This window comes from Granulicella sp. S190 (assembly GCF_009766095.1).
Classification (GTDB): domain Bacteria; phylum Acidobacteriota; class Terriglobia; order Terriglobales; family Acidobacteriaceae; genus Edaphobacter.
On the sequence record NZ_LMUD01000019.1, the window covers coordinates 96651 to 117400 of the forward strand.

Annotated in this window: 13 protein-coding genes and 1 pseudogene; 4 read left to right on the plus strand and 10 right to left on the minus strand. The window is 57.8% G+C overall.

The window, feature by feature from the left end; genetic code table 11:
- Nucleotides 1–315 (minus strand): annotated as a pseudogene (locus tag GSQ94_RS12330) (tRNA pseudouridine(38-40) synthase TruA); the annotation flags it as partial.
- Nucleotides 316–469: 154 nt separating this feature from the next.
- A complete protein-coding gene (locus tag GSQ94_RS12335) occupies nucleotides 470–1390 on the minus strand; it encodes an alpha/beta fold hydrolase (protein WP_158944175.1) in 921 nt (306 codons plus the stop codon).
- A gap of 400 nt (nucleotides 1391–1790) precedes the next feature.
- On the opposite strand from GSQ94_RS12335, the gene GSQ94_RS12340 reads away from it, so the two are divergent.
- From GSQ94_RS12340 to GSQ94_RS12350, 3 genes are all read left to right on the plus strand, one after another.
- On the plus strand, nucleotides 1791–3884 hold the full coding sequence (locus GSQ94_RS12340) for a TolC family protein (protein ID WP_158944302.1): 2094 nt from the start codon (nucleotides 1791–1793) through the stop codon (nucleotides 3882–3884).
- A gap of 297 nt (nucleotides 3885–4181) precedes the next feature.
- Nucleotides 4182–6383, plus strand: a complete 2202-nt coding sequence (locus GSQ94_RS12345; RefSeq protein ID WP_158944176.1) for a thioredoxin domain-containing protein — start codon at nucleotides 4182–4184, stop codon at nucleotides 6381–6383.
- A 46-nt stretch (nucleotides 6384–6429) separates the two neighbouring features.
- Nucleotides 6430–7608: a pyridoxal phosphate-dependent aminotransferase gene (locus GSQ94_RS12350; RefSeq protein ID WP_158944177.1), complete on the plus strand. Its 1179-nt coding sequence runs from the start codon at nucleotides 6430–6432 to the stop codon at nucleotides 7606–7608.
- Nucleotides 7609–7665: 57 nt separating this feature from the next.
- On the opposite strand, the gene GSQ94_RS12355 is transcribed toward GSQ94_RS12350, so the two are convergent.
- The 5 genes from GSQ94_RS12355 to GSQ94_RS12375 all read right to left on the minus strand — a co-directional run bounded on the left by GSQ94_RS12355 (nucleotide 7666) and on the right by GSQ94_RS12375 (nucleotide 12400).
- Nucleotides 7666–8295 (minus strand): MBL fold metallo-hydrolase, encoded by a 630-nt coding sequence (locus tag GSQ94_RS12355; protein WP_158944178.1) that lies wholly within the window; start codon nucleotides 8293–8295, stop codon nucleotides 7666–7668.
- A 101-nt stretch (nucleotides 8296–8396) separates the two neighbouring features.
- Nucleotides 8397–8696: a preprotein translocase subunit SecG gene (gene secG, locus GSQ94_RS12360; protein WP_158944179.1), complete on the minus strand. Its 300-nt coding sequence runs from the start codon at nucleotides 8694–8696 to the stop codon at nucleotides 8397–8399.
- 239 nt (nucleotides 8697–8935) lie between these two features.
- The gene (locus tag GSQ94_RS12365; protein WP_158944180.1) at nucleotides 8936–9685 is read right to left on the minus strand and encodes a response regulator transcription factor; all 750 of its coding nucleotides are present in this window, start codon (nucleotides 9683–9685) and stop codon (nucleotides 8936–8938) included.
- Between the two features lie 252 nt (nucleotides 9686–9937).
- On the minus strand, nucleotides 9938–10903 hold the full coding sequence (locus GSQ94_RS12370) for a UDP-glucuronic acid decarboxylase family protein (RefSeq protein ID WP_158944181.1): 966 nt from the start codon (nucleotides 10901–10903) through the stop codon (nucleotides 9938–9940).
- 78 nt (nucleotides 10904–10981) lie between these two features.
- Complete coding sequence (locus tag GSQ94_RS12375) at nucleotides 10982–12400, minus strand: UDP-glucose/GDP-mannose dehydrogenase family protein (protein ID WP_158944182.1); 1419 nt, start codon at nucleotides 12398–12400, stop codon at nucleotides 10982–10984.
- Between the two features lie 602 nt (nucleotides 12401–13002).
- On the opposite strand from GSQ94_RS12375, the gene GSQ94_RS12380 reads away from it, so the two are divergent.
- A complete protein-coding gene (locus tag GSQ94_RS12380; RefSeq protein WP_254063834.1) occupies nucleotides 13003–14454 on the plus strand; it encodes a sugar transferase in 1452 nt (483 codons plus the stop codon).
- 96 nt (nucleotides 14455–14550) lie between these two features.
- Here the strand turns inward: GSQ94_RS12380 and GSQ94_RS12385 are convergent, their stop codons facing one another.
- The 3 genes from GSQ94_RS12385 to GSQ94_RS12395 are packed head-to-tail and all read right to left on the minus strand — an operon-like array spanning nucleotide 14551 to nucleotide 20225.
- The gene (locus GSQ94_RS12385; protein WP_371417505.1) at nucleotides 14551–15681 is read right to left on the minus strand and encodes a phosphatidylinositol-specific phospholipase C1-like protein; all 1131 of its coding nucleotides are present in this window, start codon (nucleotides 15679–15681) and stop codon (nucleotides 14551–14553) included.
- Between the two features lie 60 nt (nucleotides 15682–15741).
- A complete protein-coding gene (locus tag GSQ94_RS12390; protein ID WP_158944184.1) occupies nucleotides 15742–16683 on the minus strand; it encodes a metallophosphoesterase in 942 nt (313 codons plus the stop codon).
- Nucleotides 16684–16706: 23 nt separating this feature from the next.
- A complete protein-coding gene (locus GSQ94_RS12395) occupies nucleotides 16707–20225 on the minus strand; it encodes a TonB-dependent receptor (protein ID WP_254063835.1) in 3519 nt (1172 codons plus the stop codon).
- Between the last annotated feature and the right edge of the window lie 525 nt (nucleotides 20226–20750).

A 20750-nucleotide genomic window follows, 5' to 3' on the forward strand; every position in this document is an offset into this window, starting at 1 on the left:
GACGCTGTGGCGGGCGTGAAAGGTCTCGGGGACGGGTTCGAGCGCCAGGATGCGGATGCTGGGTGGGAGAGCATCGTTGAGGGCGCGGTGGAGGTTGGCTGCGGGGATGGGGGCTGAGAGAGAGAAGCTGGCTACCTGGCCAAGGGCGTGGACGCCGGTGTCGGTGCGACCGGAGCCCTGGGGGAGGATGGATTCTCCGGTGATGCGGTGGATGGCCTGGGCGAGGGTTCCCTGAACGGTGGGGAGGCTGGGTTGAACCTGCCATCCGTTGTAGGGTGTCCCGTCATAGGTCAGAGTTGTCTTCCAGTGAAACATGGCTTTTTGGACGGTATCACAGGGGTGATTGGCTGAGCGCGAGGGTCAGAGCAGTGTCGCTTTGATGAGGGTGCGGAGAGGTTGCGCTCTTTTGATCTAACGATGTGGCCGCGTCTTCCGGGAAGGAGCCTAGAAGACGCGGCGTGGAGTAGGACTAGTTGTCGGCCAGAAAGTTGTTGAGGACCTTCAGGAATTGGTCTTCTTCTTCGTAAAAGGGAAAGTGTCCGCTCTTTTCGAAGATGGAGAGCTTTGAGTTTGGGATGGCTTTGTAGATCTTCCATGCGGTGAGCGGCGCCACGTTGATGTCATATCGACCGCTCATAATAAGGGCAGGAAAGTGGAAGTTGTGGAGGTTGGGGTTGAGATCGACGCTCGTGACGGCTTTTTCGACGGCTTCGTCCATTTTGTCATTGCTTACGTCTGCAAGAGCTTGATCGCTTAGGGGAGCTATGTAGCGATCGAAGTTCTCCTTGCTGTAGAAGTCTCTGCGAAGAAAGCGGCGAAGTGACTGGCCTGATTCGATCGTGCTGTCGGCTGATGTCTTGACGGCATCTTGCTGCTTTTCCTTCGCGAGCTCGTCGGGATAGAACTGCTTGAACATGAAGAGCGTCTGGCTCAATTTTGGGGCGGCGGAGTCGATGATGACGAATTTGTGAATGTGATCGGGATGAGCGGCAGCGTAGCCCATGGCGAGCAGGCCACCCCAGGAGTGGCCGATGATATCGAAGGTCTGAAAGCCGAGTTTGGCGCGAATGGCTTCGAGGTCGGCGACCTGTGCGGCCATATCGACAGGGGCCAATGGGTTGAGGAGTTTAGATTTTCCTACGCCGCGCTGGTCGTAGAAGATGACTTGGCGATTTTGGGCGAGGCGTCCGGTGAAGACATCGCTGAGGAGCATGTAGTTGTGGAGGAAGCCTGGGCCTCCGTTGATGACGATGGCGGGAGTTGACGAGGAAGGCGCGCCATAGACCTCATAGGCGAGGTCTACGTCATGGGTATGAACGATTCCGGTTGCTGGTGTGGGCTGAGCGAGAACAACTGGGGGGAGGAGCAAAAAGAAAAGCAGAAATTTCAACTTAAAAACTCTCCGTGATGTGAATAGGCGGTTCTCCTCTATGTTATCGCGTGGCAGGGTTTGTCGAGGGGCTGGGAACGGCGGGTTGTTATACTCGTGAGGCTGCACCTATCCAGGCTAACCCTATGAATTTATTTCGGAACGAAGGTCGGGATATGTGCGTATAGACAGAATGCACAACGAAGTAACTGCTTTCGATCCGAAAGTCGGAAACTTTGAGTCGTTTGGAAGTGCCGCACGTCATAGTTAAGATCCAGAAGATTGATTGGATGCTCTGTCCTTGTGAAGAGCATGTGCCAGCAAAGGCATGCAGGGACCTTGTTGTGTTGTTTGAACGCCGCTGGCGGGCATCGGGAATGAATTTGGAAGTGCTGGAGAGCGAATCGTGAGATTAAGGGATATGCAAGGTGCGGCGAGTATTTCGCTGCTGCTGATGAGTCTGTGCACACAGCCTAGCCTGGGACAGCAGACACAGACGAATCCGACGACGCCGGCAACGCCGCAGGCGGTGCAGAATGACACGACGGGACAGCCCGGGTTGCCGCAGGCTCCTGCACCAAAGCCGACGGAGCCGCTGTTTCTGCGTGACACGAACCGCGACTTCACCAAGCCGAAGAGCCATATCTGGAATCCGATTGCGCCGTATACGGCGATCCAGGTTCCGACCTTCCGGCTGGGCAATACAGATGTTGGTTCGTTGCTGAAGGATGGCAAGATCTATCTGAGCCTGGCCGATGCGGTGACGCTGGCTTTGCAGAATAACTACGATATTGCGATCTCGCGGATCAACCTGGATATTGCGGATACGGACCTGTTGCGGGCGAAGGCTGGATCGTCGCTGCGCGGTGTTTCGACGGGTCTGCTGACGAATACGCTCGGTGGAACGACGACGACGATTACCACGGGGGGCGGTCCCGGAGCTACTTCAGCAGGCGTGGGTGGCGGCGGTACCGGTGTGGGTGGAATTGTTGTGAGTACCAACGGCGGCGGACCTGTACCGGAGAATCTGGACCCGGTGCTGAGTGGGCAGCTGGAGTATGAGGCCTCGACGCAGCCGCAGCTGAATACACTGTTCAGCGGTGGCTTGAATGTATTGACGACGGATACTTCGACGTACAACTTCAACTATGCGCAGGGATTTCTAACCGGCACGCAGTTGACGGTGGGCTTCAACAATACGCGGGTGACGACGGACAATCCCTTCAGCAACTACAGCCCCTCGCTGACGACCAGCTTCCGTGCGACTGCGACGCAGCATCTGTTACAGGGCTTCGGATGGGGCGTGAACGGCCGGTTTATTCTGCAGGCGAAGAACGACCGGCGGATTACGGACTCGGCGTTCCGGCAGCAGCTACTCTACACGGTGAACCAGGTAGAGAATATCTACTGGGCGCTGGTGAGCGCGTATGAGGATGAGCAGGCAAAGGAGCGTCAGCTGACGCAGTCGTCGCAGTTGACCTCGGATAACCGGAAGCAGCTTGAGATTGGAACGCTGGCGCCGCTGGATGTGGTGAACTCTGACAGTGCTGTGGCGAGCGACAAGCAGGCCCTGGTGGCTTCGAAGACGAACCTGGAGTATCAGCAGCTACTGATGAAGCAGGCGGTGGTGCGCAACCTGAACGATCCGCAACTATCGCAGGCTCCGGTGATTCCTACCGACCGCGTGGCACTGGACAGGCTGCCGGAAGAGGACCTGCAGGTGGAGGACCTGGTGAAGCAGGCGTATGCCAACAACCCGCAGATCGAGCAGGCGGTGTTGAACATGAAGAACAACGAGATCACGATCAAAGCGTTCAAGAATGGCCTGCTGCCGGTGGTCGATGCGTATGGGTTCTACGGCGGAAGCGCGCTAGGTGGTGCTCAGAACCCGAATGCGATCAACTTTAATACGAATGCGCCGTATGCCCCCGGAACGTTTCCTTCGGTCGATTACGGGACGGTCCTCAAGAATAACTTCAACAACAACGCTCCGGATAAGGGCGTTGGGGTGAACATGACGATCACGCTGCGGAACCGCACGGCACAGGCAGACCAGGCGCGTTCGCAGATGGAGTATCGGCAGTCGCAGATGCGGTTGCAGCAGCTGTATACGCTGATTCGCATTCAGGTGACGAACCAGCAGTATGCGTTGACGAATGATCGTGCGCAGGTGCAGGCGGCTCAAGCGGCGAGAGACTTCGCTGCGCAGAGCCTGGATGCGGAGCAGAAGAAGTACAAGCTGGGCGCTTCGACGACTGCGAATGTGTTGCAGCAGGGCAGGAACCTGGCGACGGGTGAAAACAACCTGATCTCGGCTACTGCGGCGTATGCGAGGGATCGTGCACAGCTGTTCCAACTGCTGGCGAATACGTTGGACCGGTATGGGATCAACATCGAGAGTGCAGCGCAGGGAGTTGCGGGACAGGCTCCGGTGATTCCGGGGTTGACGGCTCCGAAGGCTCCTGAGGCTCCGAAGCCGATCAATGTAACGCCGGTTGCTGCGCCGCCACAGTAGTAGATGTAGGGATGAAAGAGGGCTCGGGCTTTGGCTCGGGTCCTTTTTTTGTTTTGCGGTTGGTTGGGGCTGGGGGAATAACCGCAGATTCCTCTGCTTCGCTTCGGAATGACAACCAAGAAAACAGGCAAAGGCAACCGCAGATTCCTCTGCTTCGCTTCGGAATGACAACCAAGAGAACAGGCAACTACAACTACAGCTGCAACTGCAGTCGCTATTCCAAGTACAACTGCAGGAACACTGCATGCAACGGAAGGTGCGAGGCGAGTGGAATCGTTTGCACTAGACTGGAGATCTATGAGTCAGAAACAGACGGCGAGTCAGGAACGAGTAGGAGACGGTACGGGGAGTGGCGTGCGAGGTGGGGAATCGTTGAACGCTTTGTCGAAGGCGGCGTCGGCTTATCTGCGGTCTGCGATGCATCAGCCGGTAGAGTGGCAGGAGTGGGGCGAGGCGGCGTTTGAGAAGGCTATGGCTGCGGATAAACCGATCCTGCTGGATATCGGTGCGGTGTGGTGCCACTGGTGTCATGTAATGGATCGCGAGTCGTATGAGAATGTGGAGACGGCGAAGATCATCAACGACCACTTTGTCGCGGTGAAGGTGGACCGGGATGAGCGGCCGGATGTGGATACGAGGTATCAGGCGGCGGTGGCTGCGATCAGCGGGCAGGGGGGATGGCCGCTGACTGCGTTTCTGACTCCGGAGGGTAAGCCTTACTTTGGAGGGACGTATTTTCCTCCAGGGGATCAACATGGGAGGCCGGGGTTTCAGCGGGTGCTGTTGACGATGGCGGAGGCGTTTCAGAATCGGCGCGAGGAGGTGAACGAGTCGGCCGGAAGCGTGATGGCGGCGATTGAGCATAACGAATCGTTTATAGGGCGGAGTGGGAATCCCGGACCGGAGCTGGTGGCGAAGCTGGTGGCGTCGGCGTTGAAGCAGTTCGATGCGCGGTCGGGTGGGTTTGGATCGCAGCCGAAGTTTCCTCACTCGGGGGCAATTGATCTGCTGCTGGACGTGGCTTCGCGGGTTTCGACTGCCGGCGCGGAGGACCAGAGCGCGGCGGCGAAGAATGCGGCGATGGTGACGCTGCTGAAGATGTCGAAGGGTGGGATCTATGACCATCTGGCTGGAGGATTTCATCGTTACTCGGTGGATGAGAGCTGGGTGGTACCGCACTTCGAGAAGATGTCGTACGACAACAGCGAGCTGCTGAAGAACTATGTGCATGCGTTCCAGACGGCGGTGGAGCCCGAGGCGGCGCGGGTGGCGCGGGAGATGATTCAGTGGATCGATGAGTGGCTGAGCGACCGGGAGCGCGGCGGATTTTATGCGTCGCAGGATGCGGACTTTTCGCTGGAGGATGACGGCGACTACTTTACGTGGACTCGCGAAGAGGCTTCCGAGGTGCTGAGCGCGCGGGAGATGACGGTTGCGAGCGCGTACTACGACATTGGCGAGATCGGCGATATGCATCACAACCCGGCGAAGAATGTGCTGCATGTTCGGAGCACGCTTGAGGGCGTTGCAAAGGCGAATGGGATGACGGTGGTGCAGGCGCGGGAGCTGCTGGGGAGCGCGAAGGAGAAGCTGTATACGGCGCGGTTGAAGCGGCCTACTCCTTATGTGGACAAGACGATCTACGTGGGCTGGAACGGGATGATGATCTCGGCGTACCTGGAGGCGGGGCGGGTGCTGGATATGCCGGAGGTGCGGGCGTTTGCGCTGAAGTCTCTCGATCGCGTGCTGGCGGAGGCGTGGGAGGCGAAGGTTGGGCTGGCGCATGTGGTTGCGTATGGAGAGAACGGCGGGAGCGCTGCGCGGGTGGCGGGAGTGCTCGATGACTATGTTTTTCTGGGGCATGCGACGCTGGATGCGTGGGAGCTGACCGGAGAGATGCGGTACTACACGGCGGCTGAATCGCTGATGGAGAGCGCGTTGCTGAAGTTTTACGATCCAACTGGCTGCGCGTTTTTCGATACGGAGAGTGCGGCTGAGGGTGAGGTCAGGCTGGGTGCGCTTGTGACTCGCAGGAAACCGCTGCAGGACTCGCCTACGCCGGCGGGGAATCCTGTGGGTGCGGCGCTGCTGCTTCGGCTGGAGGCGCTGAACGGCAGGGAAGACTACGCGGTGAAGGCTCTGGAGACGCTGGAGACCTTTGCGGGAGTGGTGGAGCACTTTGGTCTGTATGCGGCGAGCTTCGGGTTGGCGCTGCAGAGGATGGTGTTGCGGGCGGTGGAGATCTGCGTGATTGGCGACGATGCTGCCGCGCGGAGGCTGGAGGCTGTGGCGCTGGCGCGGTATGCGGTGAATAAGAGCGTGATCCGTTTGAGGAGGGACCAGATGGGGGCGCTTCCTCCGTCGCTGGCTGAGACGCTGCCGCACCTGCCGGGGCTGAAGGGGGAGGGAAGCTTCGCGGTGGTGTGCAGCGGGACGGGATGCCTGCCGCCGGTTTCTACGGTGGATGAGCTGATCGAGGCTATGAATAAAGTTTTGTGATGGTGAGGACTACGGACGCTCTTGTAGGTCTGTTTAGCATAGGTCTGTGAGCTATCGGTTTTCCGCGCGGACGAGTTGGGATGTGGGTGAGAGTGGGTTCGCGGCTGCGATTCGCGAGGCGCGTACAGCGGGGCGGGAGTTGGTAGACCTGACGGTGTCGAACCCTACGGTGTGCGGTTTTGCTTATGACGCGGAGGCGATTCTTGCTCCTCTGGCGAGTATGGAGGCGATGGTCTACGATCCCGATCCGCGTGGGATGCGGTTTGCGCGGGAGGCAGTGGCGGGGTACTACGGGGACCATCTGGCTGATGTCGATCCGGATGATGTGGTGCTGACGACCAGTACGAGCGAAGGGTACGGCTACCTGTTTCGGCTGCTGTGCGATGCGGGGGATGAGGTGCTGGTGGCGCAGCCAAGCTACCCGCTGTTCGATTTTCTGGCGGACCTGGAGGATGTTCGGCTGAGGCCTTATCCGCTGTTTTATGACTATGGGTGGTGGATCGACTTTGCGGAGCTGGAACGAAGGATCGGGCCGCGGACTAAAGCGATCGTTGTGGTGCATCCGAATAATCCGACCGGGCATGCGACCGGACCTGAGGAGCGAGGGAGGCTGGAAGAGATCTGCCTGCGGCGTGGGTTGGCGCTGATTGTAGATGAGGTGTTTCTGGATTATGGGCTGGATGCGGGTGTGAGCCTGGGGAGCTTTGCTGTCGGGCCGCATCCGGTGCTGACGTTCGTGTTGAGCGGGATGAGCAAGATCGCCGGGCTGCCGCAGATGAAGGTGGGGTGGATCGCCGGGTTTGGGCCGGAGGGTGACAGACGGCAGGCGATGGGACGGCTGGAGGTGGTGGCGGACACCTTTCTGTCGGTGAACGCTCCGATGCAGAGGGCGCTGCCAGTGTGGCTTGCAGGGCGGCACGGGATTCAGGGGCAGATTCTGGAGCGGGTGAGGGAGAATCTGCGGCTGATCGTGGTGAGCGGGGTTGAGGTGCTAAGGGTTGAGGCGGGGTGGAGTGCGATTCTACGGCTGCCGCAGCGGGTCGGCGAGGAGGAGGTTGCGGAGATGTTGCTGCGGGAGGTTGGGGTGGTGGTGCATCCGGGGGCGTTTTATGGGATTGCCGAGGCTGGCAGGGTGGTGGTGAGCCTGCTCGGTGCTTGCCGTGAGATGGAGCAGGGGATGGAGCGAATCCATAGGGTAACTATGCGGAACCACGATAGTTACTAGTTCATGTGATGCATGTAAAGCTATGCTTTGTTTTTTAACCGCAAGCCACTCTATTTATTACCCTTGTAGGAATGGATTGGAGTCGCGTTCGGCTCCGATGCTGGTGCTTGGGCCGTGTCCGGGGATCACGGTGACTTCGTCGGGCAGGGTAAGGAGGCGCTCGTGGATGGAGGTGAGGAGCTTGCGGATATCACCTCCGGGGAGGTCGGTGCGGCCTACGGAGCCGGCGAAGAGGGTGTCTCCTGCCAGGAGGAGGGTTTGGGTGGGGAGATAGAGGCAGACGCTGCCTTCGGTGTGGCCCGGGGTGTGGAGGATGGATCCGGAAAGGCCGGTGATGGAGATGAGCTTTCCGTCTTCGAGGGTGTCGTCGGGGCCAGGGGCGGTGGGGGTGGGGATGCCGAGCCAGCCGGCCTGGATATCCATCATCTTGACCAGAGGGAGGTCGTACTGGTTGTAGAGGATGGGGGCACCGGTGAGCTGCTTGAGACGATGGGCTCCGGCGATGTGGTCGATGTGAGCGTGGGTGATGACGATCTTCTTGACGGTGAGGCCGTGGGTGGCGAGGAGGGCCATGATGCGAGGGATGTCGTCGCCTGGATCTACGACGATGGCTTCGTGGGAGAGCTGATCTCCGAGGATGGAGCAGTTGCACTGGAGCGGGCCGACGGGGAGAATCTCGTGGATCATAGGGCTTGAGCCTTCGGGAAGGAATCTTTATTTGAGGATTGTGACCAAAACAAAGGATGCGCAAGCCGATGGCCTGCGCATCCTTAAAAATGAAAGAAGGACTACTTCTTGGCCGGTGTCGTCTGGCTGGTCGGGTGCGCCGTACCGGAGAGGACGGAGTGGTCGCCGCTGGCGCGGGAGAGCAGGATGGTGAGTCCGATTGATGTGAGCATGAAGACGATGGCCGAGTAGGTGGTGAGCTTGGTGAGGAGGTTGGCTGCGCCACGAGGGCCGAACGCGGTCTGCGAACCCTGGCCGCCGAAGGCTCCCGCGAGATCGGCGGATTTGCCCTGCTGAAGGAGAACGACGCCGACGAGGAAGAGACAAACGATAACGTGAATGATGACGAGAAAGATAACCATCGGAGCTGCTTACTACCTCTTGGGCCTGGAAAGCGATCTCCAGAGAATGTTCGGATCGGTGCGGGTCAGGTTTTTCCCCTCTTGCCTCGCGGCGTTCGCACCTCAACCTAAAACCTAGTGTATCACCGGCTGGGGAAGATCCAGCTCGTGCTGGCCGCGGTTCGCCTCGGGTACTGGCGTGGGGTATCTGCGGAGGTTCGGCGCCTGGAGCTTCCGGTTCCGGATTACGCTGCGTGTCGTTATGCGGTCTTGATGATGGCGATCTTGTTCGATGCCGGGTTCGATGGGCGTGCCTGGACGGGCTGTGTGTTACGCGGGGTGAGCGCATATAAGACGGCCTCCATGCGGTTGGAGACGCCAAGCTTGTCGTAGATGCGGAAGAGATGATTCTTGATGGTGTGTTCGCTGAGCTTCAGTACGGTGGCGAGCTCGGAGTTGCTGAGGCCGTCCGAGAGGAGATGCAGAACCTGCTGCTCGCGGGTGGTGAGGATCGGCTTGCCGTGGCGGTCGATGACGTTGGTCGACTTGGGATGAGACAGGGAGGAGACGAGATGGACGAGCAACTCATTCTTTGCCCAGATCTGTCCCTGATGGACGCAGCGAATGCACTTGCAGAGGAGCTCGAAGCGGAGGTCGGCGCTGCCGAAGATGCCTTTGGCACCGGCGCGAAAGAGGGAGATGACCTCGGCGTAGTCGGGATCCTGGGTGAGGACGATGGCGCGAGTGTCCCTGTAGATGTCGGGCAGGGACTGAAGGATGGAGACGGCGCTGGGATTTTCCGTCTTGGAGGAGCCGATGAGAATGACGTCGACCGGGGTGGGCTTTGGGTTGTTGAGGAGATGTTGAACGTCGTTGATGGGTGTCGTGATCAGGATGTCTGGAACAACCTCAAAGGCACCTTGCAGAAGTTCGCAGAGCATCACGGGGAGGTTTGCCATCATAACCTTGATGACGCCAGGGGGAGTTTTGTGTTCGATCGATCGATTCATGGGTTCTCTCCAGCACGAGGTTGATCTCTCAAAGTGAGAACATTTTCTCATTTGAGAGATGTTCTCCAAAGGGAAAAGCTACAGTCTGTTGCATACCCTTATTCGATGTAAGTGCTCGTCTACGGTTTCTTAAGTGGGACCGATTCAACGAAAAATTAACCTTGCAGATTGACGGTTCTGTGACAACTCAAAATCTCATACATGCTTTTTGCATAGAGATGTATTTACTAATTTACGAGTGAGAATAACTTCTCAGCGGGCCGTGTTTTGAACAAGTGTCTTTTCGGTGTGGGCTTGAAAGTAAGCCAGAGACATCTCGAGTCCCTGACGAAGTTGAATCTTTGGCGACCAACCGAGAAGGCTGGTTGCTTTGCTGATGTCGGGGCGACGGCGGGTGGGGTCGTCCTGGGGAAGCGGCTTGAAGACGATCTTCTGGTCAGAGCCGATGACTTTGAGGATCTCTTCGGCGCAGCTGAGAATGGTCCACTCTTCAGGGTTGCCGATGTTGACCGGAAGGTGCTCGTCGGAGTCAGCGAGAGCGAGGATGCCGGCGATGAGATCGGAGACGTAGCAGAAGCTGCGTGTCTGGAGACCGTCGCCGTAGATGGTGAGGGGCTCGCCGCGGAGTGCCTGCGACATGAGGTTGGAGATAACGCGGCCGTCGTTGATCTGCAACCTTGGGCCGTAGGTGTTGAAGATGCGAACCAGGTGGGTGTTCACGTTGTGATAGCGGTGGTACGCCATGACCGCGGCCTCGGAGAATCGTTTGGCCTCGTCGTAGACGGAGCGCGGGCCGATGGGGTTGACATGCCCCCAATAGGACTCGGGCTGCGGATGGACCTCGGGGTCGCCGTAGCACTCGGAGGTGGAGGCGTGGAGATACCCGGCGTGATACTTCTTCGCGATCTCGAGAGTATTGATGGTTCCTGCGGATCCGACGAGGAGAGTTTCGACGCCAAGGCGGGCGTAGTCGACCGGGCTGGCAGGGGAGGCAAAGTTGAAGACAAAGTCGACCGGGCCGAGGTCGAAGGGCTTGCAGATATCGATGTTGGTGAAGTTGAAGCGTGGCTCGTTGCGGAGATGAGCGAGGTTGGCTTCATTTCCCGTGCACAGGTTGTCGACCCCGAGTACGGTGTTTCCTGCGGCGAGCAGAGAGTCGCACAGGTGTGAACCGAGAAAGCCTGCTGCTCCGGTTACGAGAATTTTCTTGTCGTTCATAGTTCCCCTTACGTGGGATATTGGCTAAAGGCCGGCGGAGTCGAGCATCGAAGAGCCGCCGGCCGATCACATGTTCTGCTATCGAGTGCGAGCTGCGGCGGTTGCGAGCTCCTGGGTGTGATGTCGCGTGGGCCTGCCAACACTGAAGTAAGTGATCTCATGCTCGAGCATCACTTCGGGGTCGTAGAGGTTGCGTCCATCGAGGATGATGGGGAAACTCATGGCAGAGGCAAGACGCTGCAGATCGAGACCAGCGAACTCGGCCCAGTCGGTGAGGATGAGGAGAGCGTCAACATCCTTCGAGGCGTCGTACGGGTCGGTTGCATATTGGAAGTCTGGGCCTGCGGGAAGAATCTGCTCTGCGCGCGCCATGGCAGCAGGATCGAAGGCCTTGATAGAGCAGCCTTCTTCCATGAGCATGCGAACCAGTTCGATAGCAGGGGAGTCGCGGATGTCGTCTGTGCCACCTTTGAAGGCAAGTCCGAGGACGCCGAGTTTCTTACCGCGGAGGGTCCAGAGGGCGGAACGGATCTTGCTGAGGAAGCGACGCTTCTGATCGGCGTTGATGTTTTCGACCTCGGTGAGGAGAGCGAAGTTGACGCCGAGCTGCTCTGCCACAGAGCGGAAGGCGGCGACGTCTTTGGGAAAGCAGGAACCGCCGTAACCGATGCCGGGACGGAGGAACTTCGGACCGATGCGGGCATCGAGGCCCATCCCCTGGGCGACCTGCTCTACATCCGCGTCGGCGGCTTCGCAGAGGTTGGAGACGGCGTTGATGAATGAGATTTTAAGAGCGAGGAATGCATTGGAGGCGTGCTTGATGATCTCCGCGCTCTTGGTGGAGGTACGTAACAGCGGAGGTGGCGTATCTCCATTGCAGACTCCGTCGATGGATCCGGCCTTCGCGTAGTAGGAGCCGCTGGTGAGGGGCTCGTAGATCTTTGACATGACGGTTGCGGCACGATCGCTGTCTGTTCCGACGACGATTCGATCGGGATGGAGGAAGTCGGCGACGGCAGTTCCTTCGCGGAGGAACTCCGGGTTCGAGACGACATCGAACATATCCCGCGAGACGCCGTTGCGCTCCATGACGCGGCGAATCCACTCGTTGGTGTAGACGGGGACGGTGCTTTTTTCCGCGATGACCTTATAGGTTGTGATGGAGCGGGCGATCTCGCTTGCGACTGCTTCGACGTAGGACAGATCGGCGTCGCCGGTCTCGCTCTGTGGTGTTCCTACTGCGATGAAGATGGCCTGGGCCTCTCGGGTGGCGGCGGAGAGATCGGTGGTGAACTTCACCCTCGAGTTGCGGTAACGCTGGAGGAGCTCCGGAAGATACTTTTCGTGGATGAGGCTGTCGCCGCCCTGAAGCGCGGCTACCTTTCGCTGATCGTTATCTACACAGACAACGCTGTGACCCATCTCTGCAAAACAAACAGCAGCTACCAAGCCTACGTAGCCAGAGCCCACGACTGCAATGTGAATCGGATCGTTCATAGAAATCTCCCAGGGTCTATTTTTAGAGCTTTAGATCAGCGCGTGCTGTGTGCGGCGAATGCGCCAACGAAGTAGATTTTGCGGAGTACGACATTGATTGAGATGACTTTTGTTGAGGAGGTGTTGGCCAGGGGCGGCAAGAAAGTTCGAGATATCTTAGATATCTGGTGCGGCCCTTACGGTGGAGGCTGAGAGAAAGAGACGGCAGCTTCTGGAGTGCACTTCTGTAGTAAGCCTGATGGTCCATGTTGAAGACAGCTCATCGATGTAATTCATAACCCTCCACCGCAGGAAAGTTGTTGCAACTGAGAACATCTTCTCAGTTCAGGGACGACCTGTTTCATAAAAACCGTCAACTCCCCTTATATAGGAAGTTAGGGGGTGGATGCCACATTATTTTGCGGGCAGGGATCGAGGCTGGCGTGAGTTGTTTCGGAGCATGGATGCGTGTGTCTTATGAGAAGTATTTCTCGGGTAGTATTAATCATTGCCTGTCAGTTTCAATGCAGGGTACCCTGAGGCCTGACCACATTCGGATTCAACCTGTTACTTAGCACTTAAACCAACATTACGAGAAGGCACCTTCAGAAGGGGCTCCCCCCATGACACCTTCCAATAGAAGAACCCTTTTAGAGCTAGCGCCGGCCGGTGATTTAGGGCTTTTGTTCTGCTGCCTCGGTCTCTCCTATTTAGCGACTGTTCATCAGCGAGTCTTTGAGGTTTACAACTCTCTCGAGACTCACTATCCCATTCCTGTTTTTCTTGCGACGGCGCTTCTAGCGTTGGCATGGCATGCGACGCTTCGGATGAACGGGTTTTATCGTTCCCGCCGGTTGGAAGGTCATCTGAAAGAGGCACTGGACGTGTGCGGGGCGAGCTCCCTCTGCGCGGCGTTTACGTTTGTATGGCTCTGGCTGATCTGCTCGCATTCAAAACACAGCGTGATGGAACTGGTGGTTATTGCAGTTCTCTTCGGGATTCTGAGCCTGGCAGGGTTTCTTACCACTCGCCTGGTCGCGCGGGCAATAATGCAGGCGTTCCGCGCTCGCGGACACAATCGCCGCTACATCTTGATTGTGGGCACGAATCGTCGCGCCAACAGCTTCGTTCAAGACATTGCCCGTCATCCTGAGTGGGGATATTGCATTCAGGGTTTTGTGGACGATCAGTGGTGGAGCAAACAGACGGCGGACTCGCAGCTGGGAGCGTTAGTGGGTGGGTTGGACTCTATTCCTGAACTGCTGAGGACGCTTCCGGTAGATGAGATTATCGTTGCGTTGCCGCTGGCGTCGTTCTACCAGCAGATCGCGGGGATCATCTCGGCGTGCCGCGACCATGGCATTGCCGTACGGTTTCTGGGGACATTCTTCGACCAAGAGGATTCCAAACGGACTGCCTTTCTGCGTGGGGCTGTGGGCACTATTACGCTGCATGACGAGTCCTGGAATGCGTGGGCCTTTATGGTGAAGCGAACTGCCGACGTTGTGATCTCTTTTGTCATGCTCGTGCTGCTTGCTCCTCTTTTTGTCATGATCGCAGCATTGATCAAGCTGACGGCTCCCGGCCCTGTCTTCTTCAAGCAGACGAGGATGGGATATGGCAAGAGGCCGTTTGAGATTTTGAAGTTTCGCACGATGGTCCAGGATGCGGAGCGGCTGATGTCGCAGGTGGAACATCTGAACGAGACGCAGGGGCCGACGTTCAAGCTAAAGAACGATCCACGCATCACTCCTGCGGGCAAGTTTTTGCGGAAGACCAGTCTGGATGAGATTCCACAGCTGATTAACGTGCTGGTTGGGGATATGAGCCTGGTCGGTCCGCGTCCGCTTCCGCTACGTGACTATGAAGGATTTGAGCAGGACTGGCACAGACGGCGGTTCAGCGTGAAGCCGGGGATTACGTGCCTGTGGCAGATCATGGGGCGGAGTTCGATTGGTTTCGATGAGTGGATGGCGCTGGATATGCGATATATCGATCAGTGGTCGGTGTGGCTGGATATCAAGATTCTCTGCCAGACGATTCCCGCGGTGTTTCGTGGATCGGGCGCTGTCTAGAGGCAGTCGGGCTCTGTGCGCATTTCTCTCTATCGAGTGGATCGGATGAGAGTGGCCGTTATCGTGAGATAGACGGCCACGGGATTCCTGTGCTCTTTAGGGAGCAACGGCTTTGCAGGTGGAGGGTGCGTTGACGGGGTTACAGCGAGCCGCCACGTTGCCGGGCAGAGTGACGACGTAGTGGCCTTCCCAGCGAGCGGGCTCGTTTGGAGGATAGTCGGTGCTGAGGAGTTGAGCTCCGCTGCTCATCATGGCGTCGCGTACGGCGGTGTTGTTTGCTCTCGCCTCTTTGGTGTCGGCGTCGGTGCGAGCGCGTATGAGATAACCCTGTTGCACGAGTGCAGAGATGTCGGAGGCTGGGCCTTCGTTGCGCTCGATGAAGGCTGCATCGGGCTGGCCCGGCTCTGCATTGGTGAAGATCACGCGGCCACGCAACGAGGGATGACCTGCAAGGTAGACAGGGCCGACGTTGCGTTGATCCATCAGGAAGGTGACTTTCCCGCGAGCCTTGTCCAGTGTGGGCCAGTTGTGCGCGAGGACGGCTTGGTTGAGCGTCTTGTAGCTTCCACGAACATCATCGGGGGTGATCATCTGTTGCGGAGAGAACACGGAACGGATCTCCGCATCGAGAGCGTCAAAGGTTGCGGAGGTGAAGGGCTCGGGCTCAGTGAGTTGGACCTCTCCGCGAGAGTGGCCCTGCTTTGTCTCTAGCAGGATGAAGATGGGGACGTGACCGGGATGGGCCTGGGACCACTGTTTGATCTGTTCGAGGCATGCAGTGAATGGCTGGCAGGTGCTGCGGTAGTCGACATCCTGGACGTGCATCACCTTGAAGCCCGGCTTCGACATCAGACCGTTGGGGTCCGGATCGGGATCGGCCGGAAGATGAGCCGCCGCCACATTCCTGGGACCGGACGGATGGGCGTAGAGGCCACCTTTGGAGTCTGAGAAGATATCAAGTTCGATCTGGCGCACGCCACTGTCGAACTGCTGCGGGAGAGGCTGATGCTGGTAGTCGAGGCCTTTGTAAGCGTCCGCGTACTTTGCCTGCCATAACTTGCTTTCGTTGGGAGCGATGCCGGCGTGATAACTATTATGCGTGCCGATGACCTGGATTTGATTCAGCTTTACGGCATCGCCAGCGGAAGAGACCTGGGCGCAGGCGATTCCGCTGCAAAGAACGGTGAGGGTGGGGAGCAAAATAAAACGTAACTGAGGAGAGAGCAAATTGTTTTCCTTGGAATATCTATATGGCAGGTTGTTGATGCCGGGCGTTGCACGTAGTAGCTAGGCGCTTTGGTAGGGCTTGCTGTAGTGCGTGGCCCACTCCACAAGATCCACGTTCAGGAAGCGCCAGGTTGCGTGCTTCGTATCGACTTCCATCAACATGTAGGCGTTCGGGTCGTAGCGAGTGGCGGCCATGGTGTAGTGCTGCGGGCCATAGGTGTGCCCGTAGTCATTCCACTTGTGAACGTGGCCGGAGACGACCATCTGAATGTTGTCCTGGTATTTCTTCAAGAGGGGATAAAGTCCGTAGTCGGCGAACTCCGTCGGCTGATCGAGAGGGAGAGGGTAGTGGATGAAGACGAAGGTGGGTTTGTGTTGTTGAAGCTGCGCTTCGAACCAGTGGAGCTGCTCTTCGCCGAGCGAGCCTCGTCCCGGGTTGAAGTCGGCTGCGGTGTTGTCCTGAGTGCTGCCCAGGAAGTTATTGAGGTGGATAAATTTGTAACCTTTGTAGTCCAGTACCGAGTATGGCGTGGCGTTGAACTTGGCCTGGAAGAGGCGGTGGCTCATCTCACGAGGAACGTGCCTGACGTCGTAGTCGTGGTTGCCGAAGCCGAGGTGGACCGGCATCTTGAAGCCGTCGGTGATGGTCTTGGCGAGGTCGAGCCGGGTGTTGTTCTTGAAGTAAAAGTCATAGTCGGTGGAGGGGTAGTTGTGGAAGTAGTCGCCGATGAGAAAGACCTGCTCGATGGCAGGATGGAGCGAGTTGATGAGATCGCGGGCGGCGGTGAGGCGCGGCGTGGTGAGCAGGATGCTCTCGTTGTCTTCGACGCTGTTCTCACTTCCTTTGACGTAGAAGTTGTCGATGATGTGGGAGTCTGCGACCAGGGCGAAGTAGAACTTATCCGGAGTGGCGGATGCGCGGACCTGCTCAGCCCAGAGTCTCCGGGTGAGCAGGTTGCCGAGCGATGCAGCTCCGAGGGTGGTGAACTGTCTGCGGTCCATGTTGATGGCCCCCTTGTGGCTGATTAGAAGATAATCTTTCCGGCGAACTGCAGGATACGTGCCGGGAAGGTAGAGGCTGCAGCGACTACGCCGAAGCTGCTGTTGCCGACGGTTCCCTGAGGGAAGGAGTAGTTAGTCTGGTTGAGTAGATTGAATGCCTCGACGCGGAAGTCGAATGAGGTGCCTTCCGGGTAGAGAGCAAATTGTTTGTGCAGGCCCATATCAAGTTGGTAGAAGGGGTCGAAGCGGACGGAGTTGCGACCTACGTTGCCATAAGGGTGATTGTCGTCCGGGATGGCGAACGCTGCGCTGTTCAGGGCGACGCTGTCCTGATTGCCGCCGATTTTGAGACGCTGGCTCTTAGGAATGACTACGTCCTTTGAGATCTGGTCCGGGCGCTGGACCAGGATGGTGCTGACGGACTGGGCGCTGTTGGGCGAGTAGGTGATGTTGATCGGCAGACCGCTGCTGGCGCTGTTGATCGCGGTAACCTGCCATCCGCCAAGAATCTCCTGCATGACCCGCGGAGCATCGCCGCCGAACATGCGTCCCTTGCCGTAGGGTAGATCGTAGACGAGCGAGAGGACCTCGTTCAGAGGCTGGTTGTAGCCGGAGGGTCCGCGATCGCCCAGTGGGTTGGCCAGGTTGATACGCCCGCTGTCTCCCGCAACCTCTTCGAGATGGCCCTCGGCGTTATCCTGCGCGCGCGACCAGGTGAATGAGTTCAAGAGGTAAAGGCCATGGCCGCTGCGATGCTCGAGCTTGGTCTGAAGACCGTTGTAAGTGAGGAAGCCGGCGGGAAGTGTCTCTTCGATGGTGGTGAAGGTTTGGATAGGGCGACGTGCCGCAAGGCTAAGGCAGCCCGATGTGCTGCCGGGTGCTCCGCTTGCATTGCAGGTGGCCGTGACCGGGTTGGCTTCGGACTGGTTCAGGTCAGCGAGCACTTGAATTTTAACTCCGTGCTCTCCGACGTAGGAAGCTTCAAACGTTGTGCTGTTGCCGAATTGGCGCTGGACTGTGAGGTGATAGCTCTGGACATAGCCGGTAGGCAGATTTTTTGGAATATAGCGAGCCTCCGTGCTGAGGTTGCTGGCTGCGGTTACGTTGGCGGGGCTGGTAAAGCCTGTGGGGTAGCCCTGCGAGGTGGTACGGAAACAGGGGTTGGGGTTCGCTGAATTGAAAGACGCCCCTACCTGAACTGAGGTACACGTTGTCTGAGCGGGCTGGGTGCGAATACTGGCCAACGCGAACTCCGGAGCCTGGACGATGTTGGTGTTTACGATTGCGGGAAGATTGTAGGAGAGCAGGTTTTCTCCGCCCTCACGGTTGAACTGAGCATAGCCGAGACCGTAACCTGCGCGAACGACGGTCTTGGGATCAAGCGAGTAGGCTAATCCGAAGCGTGGAGCGAAATCGAGCTTCGGCATGTTGACCAGAGCGCGGTTGTAGAGAGATCCGGGGCGAGCTGTGATGAGAGACTGGGTTGCCGGATCGTAGTTGGCTAGCAGATTGTTCGACTCCCACTGCGGCGTAACGAGCTCATATCGCAGACCAGCGTTGACGGTGAGCCGGGAGCTTACCCGGATGTCATCCTGGAAGTAGAGGTTATGCATGCGCTGGTTGAGATGGACGTTGACGAAGTTGTTGAGCTGGTAGGTATCGCGTGCGCCGAAGATGAAGTCGGCCAGCGATGCGGCCTCTTTGGTTCCGGCATCGGCCTTGCTCAAAGCGGTCGAGGTCTGATTGCCGGCGACTCCGTCGAAGCTGAAGCTGCCGTTGTAGGTGTCTTGGCCATAGACGGGGTTGAAGTCATCGATGGTGGTATAGATCGCCTGATACTCGTATCCCACTTTATAGGTGCTGCGCCCGTGGATGAACGTGTAGTTGACCTTGGGATTGAAGATGTAGGGGTTCTGAAACTGGGGGTTGCTGCCCTGGTTGCCGAACTGCGAGAACTGACTGACGCTTTGGACGTTGAGGCTGCGGACGACCTGGGGCTGGGTGGGAAGACCAGGGATGCCGGTTAAGAGGCTCGGAAGATTCGCGCCGTAAGGACTCTTGCCGCCGTCGGTGCGAGTGAAGGCGAAGCGAGCGTCGAGGATGGAGTTCTGCGTGAAGATGTGAGTGACGCCACCAGCGATCTGCTGATTGAAGATGTTGACATTGCCATTGCTGTTTCCGCCGGCCGGTCCCTGAATGTTCGGGGGTGAGAGGATCTTGCCCTGATGCTGGCTGTAACGAACGAAGGCCGTGTTGTGCTGGTTGAAGGTCTGATCGACGCGAACGTCAAATTTATCGTCGTTGAGTGTATCTGATGGCTGGGATGCGTAGTTGTTGGCGAAGGGTCCGCCAGGAACGTTGGGCTGCGGGAGAGCGCCAAGGACGCCTTTGGCGAAGGCGGATACGGAGGGGTCGTTGAAGGGGATGACACCGTTGGCGTAGGTCTGGCCAGTTAGAGGATTGATGAGAGGGACGGGGGTGTTGGTCGAGGTCAGGAAGGTATAGCCGCCGTTGGCTGTGGCGAGCGCACTGGTTCCGTTCTGGTCTACGGTTGGAACTGTGGCCTGGAGGATGGTGTGAACGACCTGACGGGTTCCTTCATAGTCGCCAAAGAAGAAGGTGTGGTCTTTCCAGATGGGACCACCGAAGGTGCCACCGAATTGGTTGCGCAGAAGGACCGGCTTTTCAGGCGCTTTGGTGAGGGGATTGGTGGGAGGGGTGAAGGGCCCGATGGCATTGAAGACGGTGTTGCGGATGTAGTCGTAGGCCTTGCCGTGAAACTGGTTGGAACCGCTACGGATGCTGACGTTGATGACGGCTCCTGCGCTGCGGCCATACTCTGCGCTGTAGTTGTCGGTCTCTACTCGAAACTCATCGATAGCGTCGGGCGAGGGAGGGATGGCCTGATTGGAAAAGCCCTGATTGGAGGTGCCGTAGGCGTTGTTGTCGAGGCCGTCGAGGAGAAAGTTGTTGAACTCGCTACGTTGACCGTTAACGTTGAAGGAGGCATCGCGGCTGGAGTCGGTGGAGTTTTCGAGGATGTTGCGGCGAACGCCGGGCACGAGGGCGGCGAGGTCGGCGTAGGCACGGCCGTTGAGGGGAAGATTCTCGACCTCGCGAGTGCCGATAACCTGACCACGCTCGCTGGAGTCGGTTTCGAGCAGGGCAGCAGCGGCGTCGACGGTGACGGTCTCGCTGTTCGATCCAACCTTTACAGAGACATCGACGCGCTGGCGGGCGTTGACGGTGACGGTAAACGGCTGGGTGGTGCTGGTATCGAAGCCGTTTGCCTGGGCCGTGACTATATACTGGCCGATTTTGACGTCGGTGAACTCGTAGGAGCCCTGAGCGTCGGTGTGTGCGATGACCTGCGCCTTTGTGTCCTGATTGATGAGAGAGACGGTGGCTTGTCCGATGACTGCGCCTGAGCCATCGCGCACGTAACCGAGCACCGATGCTGTTTCAAACTGTGCGAACAGATTCCTGGCGTTCAAGCCGAACAGGCAGATCATTAATGCAAAAAGGATGACACGTTTCATCATTGGCTCCAGAAAGTGGCTTGATCATAATTTGGCGAGAGTGACTGCAATCCGGCAGGGAACTCAGATGGCCGGATGGGTGACAAGACGTTGACGGCAGATATACGAGTGAGCGAATGCGGATTGTGCTCACTGCAGTTTTTCCTTAAGCGAGACAGGTCCGCCACTTCAGTAGACAGCGAAGCAACGAGGCGATCGTTACGTTTCGTTAAATATTCGATATATGAGATATCAATAAATTGAATTTATTCAAAACTGAGCTGAACGATGATGGTTCGGTCGCTCTGCTCATCGTTGAACGGTGAACCAGCAGTTTTAACGAAGGAACTAGCGGCTTGATTTTGAAAATTGCCGTGTGAGGAGGCAATGGAAGCGGGAAAGAGAGGATGTAGTCGGGGTGGTAATCCCTGGGGATAAAAGAGAAGGCCAACCCGCAATGGGGTTGGCCTTCTCCAAGTGCACGATTTATTTACTAGCGGAGCCAACGATCTGTCGCCAACTGTAGAGCAACGCGACGAGGAAAGCTGG